This window comes from Eubacterium ramulus, from assembly GCF_045002895.1.
In the GTDB taxonomy this organism is placed as follows: domain Bacteria; phylum Bacillota; class Clostridia; order Lachnospirales; family Lachnospiraceae; genus Eubacterium_I; species Eubacterium_I ramulus.
The window spans coordinates 3,181,770-3,197,148 of the sequence record NZ_CP173382.1; the positions used below are offsets into that span (position 1 = coordinate 3,181,770).

Annotated in this window: 12 protein-coding genes; all 12 read left to right on the forward strand. The window is 46.0% G+C overall.

The features are described from left to right. Positions 1-217 precede the first annotated feature (217 nt). The 12 genes from ACIRUQ_RS14705 to ACIRUQ_RS14760 all read left to right on the forward strand — a co-directional run bounded on the left by ACIRUQ_RS14705 (position 218) and on the right by ACIRUQ_RS14760 (position 15,324). Complete coding sequence (locus ACIRUQ_RS14705; protein WP_021738372.1) at positions 218-808, forward strand: 50S ribosomal protein L25; 591 nt, start codon at positions 218-220, stop codon at positions 806-808. 218 nt (positions 809-1,026) lie between these two features. Next, complete coding sequence (gene hcp, locus ACIRUQ_RS14710) at positions 1,027-2,742, forward strand: hydroxylamine reductase (RefSeq protein ID WP_021738373.1); 1,716 nt, start codon at positions 1,027-1,029, stop codon at positions 2,740-2,742. A 176-nt stretch (positions 2,743-2,918) separates the two neighbouring features. After that, the gene (locus tag ACIRUQ_RS14715; protein ID WP_055290685.1) at positions 2,919-3,851 is read left to right on the forward strand and encodes an alpha/beta fold hydrolase; all 933 of its coding nucleotides are present in this window, start codon (positions 2,919-2,921) and stop codon (positions 3,849-3,851) included. A 44-nt stretch (positions 3,852-3,895) separates the two neighbouring features. Continuing rightward, complete coding sequence (gene bsh / locus ACIRUQ_RS14720; RefSeq protein WP_055290683.1) at positions 3,896-4,870, forward strand: choloylglycine hydrolase; 975 nt, start codon at positions 3,896-3,898, stop codon at positions 4,868-4,870. Positions 4,871-5,184: 314 nt separating this feature from the next. Continuing rightward, positions 5,185-6,012: an RNA methyltransferase gene (locus tag ACIRUQ_RS14725; RefSeq protein WP_055290680.1), complete on the forward strand. Its 828-nt coding sequence runs from the start codon at positions 5,185-5,187 to the stop codon at positions 6,010-6,012. A gap of 120 nt (positions 6,013-6,132) precedes the next feature. After that, positions 6,133-8,247, forward strand: coding sequence for a peptidoglycan-binding protein (locus ACIRUQ_RS14730; RefSeq protein WP_055290678.1), 2,115 nt, complete (start codon positions 6,133-6,135; stop codon positions 8,245-8,247). A gap of 31 nt (positions 8,248-8,278) precedes the next feature. Beyond that, positions 8,279-9,580, forward strand: coding sequence for a glutamate-5-semialdehyde dehydrogenase (locus tag ACIRUQ_RS14735; protein WP_055290676.1), 1,302 nt, complete (start codon positions 8,279-8,281; stop codon positions 9,578-9,580). Positions 9,581-9,745: 165 nt separating this feature from the next. Beyond that, a complete protein-coding gene (locus tag ACIRUQ_RS14740) occupies positions 9,746-10,564 on the forward strand; it encodes a basic amino acid ABC transporter substrate-binding protein (protein ID WP_021738380.1) in 819 nt (272 codons plus the stop codon). A 92-nt stretch (positions 10,565-10,656) separates the two neighbouring features. After that, complete coding sequence (locus tag ACIRUQ_RS14745; protein ID WP_044962903.1) at positions 10,657-11,385, forward strand: amino acid ABC transporter permease; 729 nt, start codon at positions 10,657-10,659, stop codon at positions 11,383-11,385. Beyond that, entirely contained in the window at positions 11,372-12,094 is a 723-nt protein-coding gene (locus ACIRUQ_RS14750; RefSeq protein WP_021738382.1) for an amino acid ABC transporter ATP-binding protein, read from the forward strand. The genes ACIRUQ_RS14745 and ACIRUQ_RS14750 overlap by 14 nt, the downstream gene beginning before the upstream one ends. A gap of 210 nt (positions 12,095-12,304) precedes the next feature. Then, positions 12,305-13,390, forward strand: a complete 1,086-nt coding sequence (locus ACIRUQ_RS14755; RefSeq protein WP_055290736.1) for a transposase — start codon at positions 12,305-12,307, stop codon at positions 13,388-13,390. A gap of 122 nt (positions 13,391-13,512) precedes the next feature. Then, positions 13,513-15,324: a glycoside hydrolase family 20 zincin-like fold domain-containing protein gene (locus tag ACIRUQ_RS14760; protein WP_055290375.1), complete on the forward strand. Its 1,812-nt coding sequence runs from the start codon at positions 13,513-13,515 to the stop codon at positions 15,322-15,324. The last annotated feature ends 55 nt before the right edge of the window (positions 15,325-15,379 follow it).

Here is a 15,379-nt window from a genome sequence, read left to right on the forward strand (position 1 = left end):
GAAAAAGGTGAATGAACATAGCGTTTTTGCTTGTATAACAAAAATGACGGATGAAAAGTTGAAAAATAACCAAAAATAACATCATATTTTCTAAAATTTTGGTTAATCTGTTTCTGCTACACCTGCTATAATGACGCTGTAACAAATAAAGAACTACTTAACAAAACCTCTTTGTAGAAGGCTGCTAAGCAATTCAGATTTTTGGAGGAAAAGATAAATGAATACTTTAAAAGCTGAAAAAAGAAGCATGGATGTCAAAGCAAAGAAACTCAGAAGAGAGGGATTCGTAACAGGTAACCTGTTCGGTAAAGCGATCGAGGGCTCTATTCCATTGAAGATGGACAGATTCGAAGTGGAACGTCTGTTAAAGACAGATCACAAAGGAAGCCAGATCATGCTGAACGTAGAAGGTCAGGATTACGATGTTCTGATCAAAGAGGTAGATTATAATGCAATGAAACGCTGTGTTGATGAGATTGATTTCCAGGCACTGGTAAGTACTGAGAAAGTTCACTCAACAGCAGCAGTTCAGATTGAAAACCGTGAGAAAGTTCTTGAGGGTGCTCTGCAGGAGTGCTTGGAGGAGATTGAATACAAAGCATTACCGGCAGCACTGGTTGACCATGTTACCGTTGATGTAGCAGGCATGAAAGTCGGCGACGTGATCCGTGTCAAAGATCTTGAGATCTCTAAGAACCCGGATGTCGATATCCACACCGATCCGGAAGCTATCGTTGTGATGGTTGATGCAATCAGAAACAGCATCCCGGAGGATGAGGAAGCTGACGAAGAAGCAGCAGAAGAGTAAAAACCATATAAATTTTCAATTCACCAAAAAATGTAAAAAAGCGGAGTCACAGAGTTATGCGCTGTGGCTTCGTTTTTTTGTCTGCAATTTTACAATGTTCTTTATTTAGAATTGCAGGACGGACCGTTTTTCAGATTATTTTGTATGCATAAAAATTCGTGGAACAGGAATCTTAAATAAAGTCAAAAATATGATTATGAGAAACCGGAGGAATTGCGATGCAGAATAATATGGAACTCGGATACGAGATGTTTTGTTATCAGTGTGAGCAGACAGCAAATGGGAAAGGCTGTACGAAACAAGGTGTGTGCGGAAAAACCCCGGAAGTAGCCAATTTGCAGGATCTGCTCATTTTTCAGTTAAAGGGAATCAGCTGTTATGGTGACATCCTTCTGAAAAAAGGGATGCGGCCGGAGAAACGTGTGGTGTCCTTTGTAGAGAACTGCCTGTTTACGACATTGACCAATGTAAATTTTGACCCGGAAGTGCATGTGAAACTTTTACAGGAAGCACAGAAGATTAAGGATGAACTGCGGCAGCAGACCGGTGGCACCGGAACGGAAAATATTTATATGGCGTACCGGCTGCCGGAGACAAAGAGTGAGATGCTGCGCACGTCACAGATTGCCGGTATTATGTATGACCAGAATCTGGATGAAGATATCCGTTCTCTTCGTCAGCTGGTGATCTATGGTCTGAAAGGGATCAGTGCCTATGGACACCAGGCACGGGAACTGGGATATTACAGTGATACGGTGGATGATTTTTATATTCAGGGACTGGCGGCAGTCACCGACGATCAGCTGACGGTGGAAGAACTGATCCAGCTGGCGATGAAGACAGGAACTATGGCATTGGAGATCATGCAGAAACTGGACGAGGCAAACACAACCGTTTACGGTAACCCATCGCCGCATGCCGTACCGATGACGTTGAAGGCAGGGCCGTTTATCATTGTTTCCGGACATGATTTTCATGATCTGGAGATGTTGCTTGCGCAGAGCCAGGGGACCGGTGTCAATATTTATACCCACGGAGAAATGCTGCCGGGGCATGGTTACGAGGGGTTGAAAAAATATCCGCATCTGGTGGGAAACTTCGGTGGTGCATGGCAGGAGCAGCAGAAGCAGTTCGACAATATTCCGGGCTGCATTCTAATGACGACAAACTGTCTGATGAAACCGCGGGACAGTTATAAAGACCGGATATACAGCACAAACGTGGTTGGATGGGATGGTGTGAAATATATTCCCAGAAAGGAAAACGGGGAAAAAAATTTCAGCGAGATCATTCAGCAGGCATTGGCGCTTGGCGGATATGATACAGATCGGGATGTACGTCCGACAGAACCTTCTGACTGTCCGGAGTATCAGCAGGTGGACGAACTTCTGACTGGTTTTGCCCATGAGGCTACACTGAGCCATGCGGGAGAAATCGTGCAGGCCGTGAAGGACGGACAGATCCGCCACTTTTTTCTTATCGGCGGCTGTGACGGTGCCCGGCCGGGACGAAACTATTTTACCAAATTTGCACAGCTGGTGCCGGAGGACTGTGTAATCTTGACCCTGGCATGTGGAAAATACCGGTTTAACAAATTGGATTTCGGAACCGTAGCGGGGCTGCCGCGTCTGCTGGATGTGGGACAGTGTAACGATGCATATTCGGCAGTGCGCATTGCGACGGCACTGGCAGATGCCTTTGACACGGATGTCAACAGCCTTCCGCTGTCCATGATTCTGTCCTGGTATGAACAGAAAGCTGTGGCGGTATTGCTTGCACTGCTGAGTCTCGGCATCAAAAATATTTATTTGGGACCGATTCTTCCGGCGTTTTTAAGCCCGAATGTGGTGCAGTATCTGGTGGATACGTTCCAGCTGCATCTGATCAGCAATGCGGAGGACGATATCAAAACCTGTCTGAAGCAGGAAATATAAAAGCTGGCTATGATGAAGTAGGATACGGAGAGTGCATAAGTAAAAACCGACAAAAGAAGATTTCATTTCTATTACTTCAAATCTATGTTAAACTAACAGTGTTTGAACACAGAATAAGCATTCCAATGTTTCGAGTGCATTCTTGAATTAATTATAGATGATGGAGGAAGCGCAAAATGGAATATGAGATCGAGACAGCGCATGGAAGGCTGTTTTGCAGAAGGGAAGGCAGTGGCCCTATCCTTCTGCTCATACATGGAGTAGCCTGTGACAGTGAATTTTTCCGGGAGACATCGAAACTTCTGGCAGAAACGTTTACCGTGATCAGTTATGACCGGCGGGGATACAGCCGGAGCATTGCGGCAAAGGGAGAGAACGATTTTTCTGTCTGGGCGCATGCGGAAGATGCGGCAGAGATCATTCGGTTGGAGCAGAAACGGAAGGCTGAAGACGGGCAGTGCCCGGTAGAAGCAGGATTGCAAAGTGACGGATGTAGTGCAGCCCCGAGCAAGGGAGAAGAAAATCAGATTAATGAATGTTGCACAGGTAAGAGCAATGGAAAAGCAGACCAGAGCACGGGTGTGTTTGTAGCTGGCTGCAGTGCCGGTGGTGCGGTGGCAGCAGCTCTGGCAACGAAATACCCCGAACTGGTGCGGCAGGTATTTTTGCATGAACCTCTGATGCGCGGAAGCGGAGAATTGGCAGCGGAACAGGATGCTTTCTGGGAGAAGCTGCGAAAGGGCACCGAGAAGCATCGGATCATCACCTGCATGATGCATTTTGTGAATGCCATGGGGGGTATGAACCGGGAGAAAGAAGGACAGTCCATGGAGCAGCAGAGCCGCAATCTGAAAAATCTGGAACTGTTTCTGGAAAAAGAAATGGACAGCTTTTCTGGATTGAAATTGGACGATTTTGATATATCCGTTCCGGTAACGGTGGCATGTGGTTCCGATGACAGAATGGGAATGTTTCATCGTTCGGCGCATCAGGCGGCAGAAGAAAAAGGCTGGAAGTATTTGACAGTTCCGGGATACCATAATTTTGCTTCTGATGAACCGGAAGCTTTTGCAAAATGTCTTACAGAGGTGTTTGAGGATGAGCATTGATTCTGAGAAGAATAAATTGATATAGTAAATGGAGGAAAAGCAGCATGTGTACAGCAGCAGTTTACCGAACAAAAGATACGTATTTTGGCAGAACACTGGATTACGAATTTTCCTATGGGGATGAAGTGACCATCACTCCCAGGAACTATCCGTTGAAGTTTCGTCATATAGGAGCCATTGAGAAAAATTATGCAATCCTTGGAATGGCGCATGTAGTCGGAAATTATCCGCTTTATTATGATGCGATCAATGAAAAAGGGCTGGGTATGGCAGGACTGAATTTTGTTGGAAATGCAGTATATCAGGAACTGTCAAATGAAAAGAAAAATGTGGCACAGTATGAATTTATTCTGTGGATTTTGCGTCAGTGTGCCACGGTGCAGGAAGCGAAAGACTGTCTGGTGCAGATGCAGCTGGTGGGGACTCCGTTTCATGAAAGTCTTCCGACGGCGCAGCTTCACTGGATGATCGCAGATGCGAAAGATTGTATCGTGGTGGAGTGCATGGCAGATGGCTTGCATGTGTATGACAATCCGGCAGAGGTGCTGACCAATAATCCGCCATTTCCACAGCAGATGTTTTTGCTGAACCAATATATGCATTTGTCTCCAAGCCAGCCGGAAAATCATTTTTCAGATAAGCTGGATCTGCAGGCATATAGCCGTGGCATGGGTGCACTGGGACTTCCCGGGGATCTGTCTTCTAGTTCTCGCTTTGCACGGGTGGCATTTACACGACTGCATTCCATATCCGATGATTCGGAAAGCGGAAGTGTCAGTCAGTTTTTTCACATTTTAGGTTCCGTGGATCAACAGCGTGGATGCTGTGAAGTGTCGGAAGGAAAATACGAGATTACCCTGTATACTTCCTGCTGTAATCTGAATCGTGGGATTTATTATTATACAACCTATGAAAATCACCGGATTTCCGCAGTTGACATGCATAAGGAAAATCTGGATGCTGCCGGACTGATTCGTTATACACCAGTCACAGGGGAACAGATCTACCGGCAAAATTAAAAAACAAAGAGTGTGAACGCAGAATAAGCAATCCCCCGCTTCAAGTGTGTGGAGCACTAAGCGGTGGGTAAGGGGGATGCTTATGTCAGTGGGAGTTAAAAGCTCCCACTGACAGGTCGCAAAGCGACTGCGTTCATGAGCAAGTAGCGAAAGCGGATTGCGAATGTCCGCTTTACCTACCATATTTTTGAAAATTATGCTAAAATGGAGAATAAATCAGATAAATTTACTTGTCCGCTTTACAAGATTACAAAGTAATTCTTCGAAATGGAATAAAGATTTTGCACGAAGGATACAGGAGTATAAATGAAAATATGGCAAATATAATAGAAATAACAGATTTTGAATCAGCGGAACTGGATGTGTATGCACGTTATTCGGAGGTTCAGTTACTGCGGATCCATGAACCGAAACCGGGGATTTTTATCGCAGAAAGTCCAAAGGTGATCGAACGGGCGCTGGATGCGGGTTATGAGCCGATCTCCATGCTGGTGGAGCACAGACACATTGAGACACAGGCGAAAGGGCTGATTACACGATGCGGAGATATTCCGGTTTATACAGCAGAATATGAAGTGTTGACGAAGCTGACCGGCTTTGCACTGACCAGAGGAATGCTTTGTGCTATGAAACGACGTGTGCTGCCGACGGTTGCAGAGGTATGTCAGAAAGCCCATCGCATCGCAGTGCTGGAAAATGTCGTAAACCCTACCAATGTGGGAGCAATTTTCCGTTCTGCGGCGGCACTTCATATGGATGCGGTGCTGCTGACTCCGGGATGCAGCAATCCCCTGTACCGCCGGGCGATGCGCGTGAGTATGGGAACAGTATTTCAGGTGCCGTGGACGATCTTTCCGGAGAAAGAAAAGTGGCCGGAGGACGGTATGGCATGTCTGCAGAAGCTGGGATTTAAAACTGCAGCCATGGCATTGCGGGATGATTCCGTCAGTATCGATGATGCCGGGCTGATGGCAGAGGACAAACTGGCAGTCGTGCTTGGTACGGAAGGGGACGGTCTGGGTGTAACTACCATTGCGGACTGTGATTACACCGTAAAGATTCCCATGGCACATGGGGTGGATTCCCTGAATGTAGCAGCAGCCAGTGCAGTGGCATTCTGGCAGCTGGGAAACAGAACATAATTTGGGGTTATGAAGATGATAAAAACAGCTACAAGCAGACAGCAATAACAATGAATCACGATCTGCAAAGCATACATAACATACATAAAATTCGTGGTTCCGTAAGGAGGGTACATACAGATGAAACGTAAAAAATTAGCAGCTTTCGGGCTTGTGATCGCTTTGACAGCAAGCAGCAGTTCCGCCGCTTTTGCAGCAGCTGTCCCGGCGGCTTCCAATATGGAAACTACTGCTGTACAGCAGATGGATCAGGCGGAAGAGACAGATACCGATATTCTGAGTGACAGCGAGGCAGTCGAGTTGCAGCAGGAGATCGCTTCTTATTCCAATGATGGAATTTTACTGACAGCGGCAGCACCGTCCACCATTGGTGGTGTGGCTACTACCGATATTATAAATGCCGCCAAAGTAATGATCCGTAAATATGAGGGTAGTTACAGCTCTGTGAATGCGAACGACAACGGGGCACTTTCCATCGGAAAGATGCAGTGGCATGCGGATCGTGCGAAAAGCCTTCTGCGGATTATTATTTCCGGAGATGCTGCAAGTGCACAGGCGATCCTTGGCGATGCACTGTACAACGAGATTCTCAGTGATGCAAGCTGGAGCAAACGGATCCTGACGACTGACGAGGCAAAAAAGATGCAGACACTGCTTGCCACCACGCAGAGTCAGTTGGCGCAGGATGTGCAGGAAAATACCGATGTGACAGGGTATGTCAACGACATTTACAATCGCGGTATCCGTAATGCGGCAGCTGTTGTTTATCTGGCAGATGTTGAAAATCAGAGTGGTTCCGGTGGTGTGAAGACGATTTTATCCTATGCAAAGAATTTTGGAAATCTCGGAGATCTGACGCTGAATGAGATACATATTACTACCGTATGCTATGCATATACGAACCGAAACAGCTGGCTCAGTCAGTCAGATTCCAACCGGAAAAGTTATATTACGAGAAGGATCAATGCATATACCGATGCTTCCGGTCTCGGCTGGACATACTGTAACGCAGGGGATTACCGGATGCCGTCGGCTTCACCGGCTGCCAACAAGATTGGAATCCAGTGGCTGCAGAATGCGCTGAATCAGTATCAGAACGCAGGCCTTTCTCTGGATGGAAGCTATGGACCGGCGACGAAGGCTGCGGTCAGGGCATTTCAGCAGAATACCGGATTATCTGTGGATGGAGATGCAGGCGTGGATACAATCCGTGAGCTGATCCGCAGACTGTATTTTAATAAGGCAATCTACGGACGTTCTGAAATCATCGGTAATACCGTTACCGGTCTGGTCCAGGATACAGATGGCAGATGGGTTTATAAGGTAAATGATAAAATTGATACGACTTACACCGGACTGGCTTCAAATGAATATGGCTGGTGGTACATTTTAAACGGTGTGCTGGACTTCAGCTATAACGGTTTTGGCCGGAATGGAGACAGCTGGTGGTACTGCCGTGGAGGTAAAGTACAGTTCGACGACAATGGCGTGATCGAAGGAACGGTAAACGGTACGTATGGCTGGTGGAAAGTGGTAAACAGCCAGGTTATTTTTGACAATGATGTATGTGCAAATGCCAGTGGCTGGTGGAAGATCACAAACGGAAAAGTAGATTTCGATTATACCGGCCTGGCACAGAATGCAGGTGGCTGGTGGTATATCCACAACGGTGCGGTAGATTTTGGCTACACCGGATTTGGTCAGAATGGAAACAGCTGGTGGTACTGCCGTGACGGTCAGGTGCATTTTGACGATACCGATGTGATCGAAGGAACGGTAAACGGTACGTATGGCTGGTGGAAAGTAGTGAACAGCCAGGTTATTTTTGATAATGATGTATGTGCAAATGTGTATGGCTGGTGGAAGATTACAGACGGAAAAGTAGATTTTGGTTATACGGGTCTGGCACAAAATGTTGGCGGCTGGTGGTATATCCGGAATGGCGCAGTAGATTTTGATAAAAACAGCGTGCTGGAAGGAACGATAAACGGAGATACTGCATGGTGGAATGTCCGTGGCGGCCAGGTCATCTTCCGGAGTACCGTAGCGGATAATGAGATGGGCTGGTGGCGGATCGAAAATGGAAAAGTCAACTTCGGCTACAACGGAATCGCCCAGAATGATTTTGGCTGGTGGTACATCCGGAACGGTCAGGTAGATTTTGGCTATACCGGAACGGTAACAGACGGTAACAGAACTTATCAGGTAGTCAACGGAAATGTCAACCGGCAGTAGCAGATAAAGAGAGAAAAGGAAAAGTGAAGCGATGTTATTTCAGGAACAGATAAAAACGGTAAAACAGGCGGCGCCGGAGCTGGCAGCCACCACAAATGAGCAGCGGAATGCAGCTCTGGCAGCGGTGCGGACAGCACTGCAGCAGCATCAGGAAGAGATTTTTGAGGCAAACCGGCAGGATATGGAGCAGGCGGAGGCAGATGGTGTCTCCGGTCCGGTCCGGAAACGGTTAAAATTTGATGAAGGAAAACTGCGGGATGTGATGGCAGGTATTTCAGATCTGACCGGTATGGAAGATCCGCTGTTTCAGACACAGTTTGCCCGTGAACTGGATGATGGTCTGGTACTGAAACGTGTCACCTGTCCCATCGGTGTCATCGGTGTGATTTTTGAGGCGCGTCCGGATGCGCTGGTACAGATCTCCGCACTGTGTATCAAGAGCGGAAACTGTGCGATCTTAAAAGGGGGAAGTGAAGCTCTGCGCACGAATAGAACGCTGTTTGATATTATCCACCGTGCTGTGATCAACGCAGGACTTCCGGCAGATTGTATGATGCAGCTGGAGGCCCGTTCTGAGATCAACGAACTCCTGGAATGTCATGATTCAGTGGATCTGCTGATTCCGCGTGGCTCCAATGCCTTTGTGCAGTATATTATGAACCATACCAAGATTCCGGTAATGGGACATGCAGATGGCATTTGTCATATTTATGTGGATAAGGAGGCAGATCTGGCGAAAGCAGTTCCGATCATTGTGGATGCCAAGACGCAGTATGTGTCTGCCTGCAATACCGTGGAGACAATTCTCATTCACGAGGATGTCCGGGAGCAGTTGCTGCCAATGCTGAAGGCGGCGCTGGATGCAAAACAGGTGGAATTGCGCGGCACAAAAGAGATTGCAGCTGTGGTAGACTGTGTACCGGCTACGGAGATGGATGACAGGACCGAGTATCTGGACTACATTCTTTCTGCAAAAACAGTGAAAAGTGTGGAGGAAGCCATTGTGCATATCAATCGCTTCGGCTCTCATCATACAGACTGTATCATCACTGAAAATCCACAGACCGCAGAGCATTTTATGAATCTGGTGGATTCCGCCGGGGTATATCAGAACTGTTCCACGCGTTTTGCGGACGGATATCGTTATGGATTTGGTGCAGAGGTGGGGATCAGCACAGGAAAACTTCATGCCCGGGGTCCGGTGGGACTGGAAGGTCTGGTCAGCTACAAATACAAACTGTATGGAAGTGGACAGATCGTGGCAGATTATGCATCCGGTGAAAAGCAGTTTCATTTTAAAAACCTTTATAAAAGATGCATAAAAAATGCATAAACGTATATTTTTAATCGCAAAAATACAGAAAGTATAAGGAAAGACTGAAAAAAAATACATAAATAAGTTATTTTTATGCATAATAACCATTGCATTCTCTTCTCATTGCAACTATAATAAACGCTAGTAAACATTTCAGATAGGATTGTATAGAGGAGAAAAAATATGAAAGCAAAGAAAATCGTAGCCCTGGTGGCAGCTGCAGCAATGGTGCTTTCCATGGCAGCATGTGGCAGCACAGATAACAGCAGTTCCGATGCAAAAGACGGAAGCGCAGCAGCAGAGACAACAAAAACATCTGACAGTGATACATTGGTTATGGCAACCAACGCAACATTCCCGCCATATGAATATGTAGATGGAGAGGAGTACAAAGGTATCGATATCGAGATTGCACAGGCAATTGCTGATGCAATGGGAAAAAAGCTGGAAGTAGATGATATTGATTTTGATTCCATTATCCCGGCGATCACAACAGGAAAAGCTGACATGTCTCTGGCAGGCATGACTGTCACTGACGAGCGTAAAGAGAATGTAGATTTCTCTGATAGCTATGCAACCGGTGTTCAGGTAATCATCGTTCCGGAAGATTCCGATATCACAGGTCCGGATGATCTGGCAAATGACAAGATGATCGGTGTTCAGCAGGGAACAACAGGTCACATCTACTGCTCCGATACACCGAAAAACGGTGGATTCGGTGAGGATCATGTAACCGCTTATCCGAACGGCGCAAGTGCAATCCAGGCATTACAGACCGGTAAAGTAGATGCAGTTGTTATCGATAACGAGCCGGCAAAAGCTTTCGTAGCTGAGAATCCAGGATTAAAGATCCTTGATACAGAGTATGTAACAGAGGATTATGCAATCGCTGTGAAAAAAGGAAATACAGAGTTATTAGATCAGATCAATGAGACTCTGGCAAAATTAAAAGCAGACGGAACATTACAGTCCATTATTGATAAATATATCAAGGCTGAGTAATCCACGTTAGGAAACGTATGAAACGGGGTAGCATGCTATGCTGCCCCCATTTTGCTGATTACAGGAAGTATATAAAAAGAGGAGAAATGAACATGCAGGAATGGTTTGCAAAACTGGCAAATGACTTTGCCCAGACCTTTATTACCAAAGATCGCTGGCAGTTATTTGCAAAAGGATTTACCGTTACCATCCGCGTTGCAATACTTGCCCTTCTGATGGGTATTGCGATCGGTGTACTGGTGGCGATCGTCCGCACAAAACATGATTCCAGAAAGAAAAATGCACATGGCTTCGGCAATGTGATCTTAAACATTTTAAATGCAATTTGTCAGGTTTATCTGACCATTATCCGGGGAACCCCTATGATGGTTCAGCTGATGATCATGTATTTCGTAGTATTTTCATCCAGCCGACATGAGGTGGCAGTAGCGACACTGGCGTTCGGTATCAACTCCGGTGCTTATGTAGCGGAGATCGTGCGAGGCGGTATCATGTCTGTTGACGCAGGTCAGATGGAAGCCGGCCGCTCGCTGGGTATGAACTATACACAGACCATGCGCCACATCATTATCCCACAGGCAATCAAAAATATTTTGCCGGCACTGGGAAATGAGATGATCACATTACTGAAGGATACATCTCTGATGACTGTTATCGGAGCAAAGGATCTGACAAAAGCAGCTCAGACCGTACAGGCTGTTACTTACCAGGCATTCATGCCGTACATCAGCATCGCAGTGATCTACCTTGTGTGCGTTATCGCTTTATCCAAGCTACTTGCACTGATTGAGAGGAGGATGAGAAACAGTGATAGACGTTAAAAATCTGGAAAAAACTTTTGGCGATCATAAAGTATTGGCCGGAATCAATGAACATATTTATCCGGGAGAAAAGGTCGTTGTCATCGGACCGTCCGGTTCCGGAAAATCAACGTTTCTGCGCTGTCTAAATCTGTTGGAGGAGCCGACAGCCGGAACGATTACCGTTGATGGCGAGGACATCACAGATCCGAAGACAGACATCGATAAGGTGCGTCAGAAAATGGGAATGGTGTTCCAGCAGTTTAACCTGTTCCCACATCTGACTATTAAGGAGAACATCAAGCTTGCACCAGTGACGTTAAAGCTCATGTCAGACAGCGAAGCAGAGCAGAAAGCGATGGAACTTCTGGAGCGTGTCGGTCTGCCGGATAAAGCGGAGGCATATCCGAAACAGCTTTCCGGTGGTCAGCAGCAGCGAATTGCAATTGCCCGCGCCCTGGCCATGAACCCGGAAGTCATGCTTTTTGATGAGCCGACATCCGCCCTGGATCCGGAAATGGTAGGCGAGGTTCTTCAGTTGATGAAAGAGCTTGCTGATGACGGAATGACCATGGTAGTCGTAACACATGAGATGGGATTTGCCCGTGAGGTGGGTACCCGCGTTCTGTTCATGGATGGCGGAAATATCGCAGAACAGAATAATCCGAAGGATTTCTTCGAGAATCCGAAAAATCCGAGACTACAGGAATTTTTATCGAAAGTACTTTAGGCTATAAATGAGCAAGTTCGTGATTTTGCATAAAAGAAAGACACCTCGATTCCATGTGTTGTATAATGAAAGTGCCAAAACAAACATTTGCAACATTTACGAAAGAAGGTGTCTCTCGCAAATACTATACATCATTCCTCATTCATATACAACCAGTTTAAAAAATTAAACTTATGCAAATTTTATTCGAACCGAGTAATAAACCATCTTATGAGTATCCTAATCAGTATTTTCATTTCAGGATATCATGGAAAAACCACGGACTTTGCTAAAAACAGTTCCTGCCACAGAACTACGATTGCCCATTTCCTCAATTCCGGAAAATGGGATGATTCCTTACTTTCAGATACGTTAAAATGCTCTGTCATTGAGATTATTTATTCAGAAGCAGCACGCACCGGAAAACCTGTTCTCTGTATTGTGGACGATACGATTGCTTCAAAGACAAAGCCTTCGTCACAGGCTTTACATCCGATTGAAGATGCGTATTTTCACCAATCCCATTTAAAGGGAAAACCGGATTACGGGCATCAGGCAGTTGCTGTTATGCTTTCCTGCAATGGCATTGTTCTGAACTATGCTTTTGTAATGTACAATAAGTCAATTTCCAAGATTGACATTGTACAAAGCATTGCAAAGGAGCTGCCTGTTCCACCGGTAATGTCCTATTTTCTTTGCGACTGCTGGTATGTTTCTGAAAAGATAATCAATACCTTTGCACAGAGAGGGTTCCATACCATCGGTGCTTTGAAAACAAACCGTTTGCTGTATCCATCGGGAATGAAAAAGAAACTTCGTGAACTGGCCGCCGAATTGTCTGTTACACATCGTGAATTTGACCTTGTGACAGTCAAAAAACGAAACTATTATGTGTACCGGTACGAGGGAAACCTCAACGGCATAGAAAATGCGGTAGTTCTTTTGAGTTATCCGGAAAAAGCATTTGGTAATCCCAAAGCATTGCGTGCTTTCATCAGTACAAACGCAGCCCTGTCTACACAGGAGATTCTTTCCTGGTATGTGTGTCGATGGCCGATTGAAGTATTTTTCCGCCAGTGTAAGGATAAACTGGCACTGGACAGCTATCAGATACGCTCTGCACAGGGAATCAAAAGGTACTGGCTACTTATGTCACTGGCACATTTCATGTGTGCAGTGGGTACTGGTAGGTTCTGTTCGTTTGAAACTGGATATCACGAAATCTGTGATACCATTCAGCTGGAAAAGTATCGTTATCTTTTTCAATGCGCAAAGGAAAGCAATGATTTTGATTCATTTATGAAATTCGCAGTGTAGTTTTGTGCAATTTTTCAAATTTGCTCATTTATAGCTTTAGGTATAAAATGTTAAGTGTAAAGGGTAAATCCGGAGGAAAAATCCGGGTTTGCCCTTTTCGTTGAAGTATGGAGGAGAAAACGATGTATTTGTTACCAAAGCCACGAAAGTGGAAAACGACAGAGGGGATTTTTACAATTTGTTATAACCGCGCCATTGTAGTGGACAACAGCTGTCCACCTGAGGTCTATGAGGATGCAAAGCTGTTTCAGCAGGTTCTTTGTGAATCATTGGGATTTACACTGCGTATCACAAGAGGCAGTGCGTGTCCGGGGGATATTAGCCTGCGGTTGGATGAAGCACTGGAAGCACAGGCGTATGAGCTGCATATAAATGCAGACGGAATCATCATAACCGGCGGTAGTGCCTGTGGACTTTTTTATGGTATGCAGACATTGCGTCAGATGACGCAGCAGGAGGGCTGCTGTCTTCCGTACACGAGCATTCAGGACAGACCTCAGATTGAACATCGTGGATTTTATCATGATGTGACCAGAGGCCGGATTCCGACCATGGATTATCTGAAAAAACTGGTGGACCGTATGGCTGCATATAAGCTGAATCAGTTACAGCTGTACATGGAACATACATTTTTATTTGCAAAATTTTCGGAAGTCTGGCGGGATGATACACCGCTGACACCGGAGGATATTCTGGAACTGGATGCTTACTGCAGAAAGCGCCACATTGAACTGATTCCGAGTATTGCATGCTTTGGTCATTTGTATAAAGTGCTTCGTACCAGAACGTACTGCCATTTGTGTGAACTTCCGGATATGGAACAGGAGCCATTTGGGTTTGTGGATCGCATGAAGCACCACACACTGGATGTATCAAACCCGGAGAGTATGCAGCTGGCAAAATCGCTGATCGATGAATTTATGCCATTGTTTACATCAAAGTATTTTAATATCTGTGCGGATGAAACCTTTGATCTTGGAAAAGGAAAAAGTGCCGGGCTGGCAGAGACAAAAGGTACACAGCGTATGTACCTGGATTTTGTCAAAGAACTGTGCGGGTATGTGGTGAGCAAAGGAAAAATCCCGATGTTCTGGGGCGATATCATCTGTGCGTTTCCGGAGGCTGTACAGGAACTGCCAAAGGAAACCATCTGTCTGAACTGGGGATATGACGCTGACTGGCCGGAGGATTCCACACGAAAACTTTCCGGGGCCGGAGCGAGACTTTATAACTGCCCGGGGGTGAGTGGCTGGGATCAGCTGGTAAATCAGATCAGAGTTTCCTATGAAAATATCAGCAGGATGTGTCACTATGCCGTTGATTATCATGCAGATGGTGTACTGAATACGGACTGGGGGGATTGTGGGCATATCAATCACCCGGATTTCAGTCTGGTTGGAATGATCTATGGAGCAGCATTTTCCTGGAATCCGGAGATTCCGGCCTTTGACGAAATCAACCGACAGATATCCCGGATTGCTTATGGAGATGTCTCAGAAACACTTGTGTCTGTGCTGGCAAAAATCTCTGTCAGCTGGAAGTTTACCTGGCGCAATGCGGTAGACAGGCTGGAACAACTTCGGGAAGTACCGTTATATTCGATGGAAGTTTATCAGAAAGCGGCAGAACAGCTGGAAGAGATAAAAGGTGAACTGTATGCATTTGTGTCACATCTTCCGGTAGAACAGAAAAAACAGATCCACGCATATCTGATTGCATTACAGGGAATGATTTTGTTACAGAAACTGGGCATGGTATTGGCGGGTGATCAGACATCAGATGAAACATGCAGCGGGCAGCGTTGTGCACTGGCAGAAGAACTCGAATACTGGCTGTATGATTACAAAGCATTGTGGCGCAGTGTGAGCCGTGAATCGGAACTGTTCCGGATTCAGCATGTAATCTGCTGTTATGCAGACTGGCTGCGCAGCTGATTGTGAAATAGATTTGGGTGTTTTGCCCCTGGCATCATCTTAAATATTAAGAAAA

What these genes read in the sequence shown, in the direction of transcription:
- ACIRUQ_RS14755 (WP_055290736.1), top strand. Translation starts at nt 12,305, where the DNA reads ATGAGTATCCTAATCAGTATTTTCATTTCAGGATATCATGGAAAAACC.
- hcp (WP_021738373.1), top strand. Translation starts at nt 1,027, where the DNA reads ATGCAGAATAATATGGAACTCGGATACGAGATGTTTTGTTATCAGTGT.
- ACIRUQ_RS14745 (WP_044962903.1), top strand. Translation starts at nt 10,657, where the DNA reads ATGCAGGAATGGTTTGCAAAACTGGCAAATGACTTTGCCCAGACCTTT.
- ACIRUQ_RS14730 (WP_055290678.1), top strand. Translation starts at nt 6,133, where the DNA reads ATGAAACGTAAAAAATTAGCAGCTTTCGGGCTTGTGATCGCTTTGACA.
- ACIRUQ_RS14725 (WP_055290680.1), top strand. Translation starts at nt 5,185, where the DNA reads ATGGCAAATATAATAGAAATAACAGATTTTGAATCAGCGGAACTGGAT.
- ACIRUQ_RS14740 (WP_021738380.1), top strand. Translation starts at nt 9,746, where the DNA reads ATGAAAGCAAAGAAAATCGTAGCCCTGGTGGCAGCTGCAGCAATGGTG.
- ACIRUQ_RS14705 (WP_021738372.1), top strand. Translation starts at nt 218, where the DNA reads ATGAATACTTTAAAAGCTGAAAAAAGAAGCATGGATGTCAAAGCAAAG.
- ACIRUQ_RS14715 (WP_055290685.1), top strand. Translation starts at nt 2,919, where the DNA reads ATGGAATATGAGATCGAGACAGCGCATGGAAGGCTGTTTTGCAGAAGG.
- ACIRUQ_RS14735 (WP_055290676.1), top strand. Translation starts at nt 8,279, where the DNA reads ATGTTATTTCAGGAACAGATAAAAACGGTAAAACAGGCGGCGCCGGAG.
- bsh (WP_055290683.1), top strand. Translation starts at nt 3,896, where the DNA reads ATGTGTACAGCAGCAGTTTACCGAACAAAAGATACGTATTTTGGCAGA.
- ACIRUQ_RS14760 (WP_055290375.1), top strand. Translation starts at nt 13,513, where the DNA reads ATGTATTTGTTACCAAAGCCACGAAAGTGGAAAACGACAGAGGGGATT.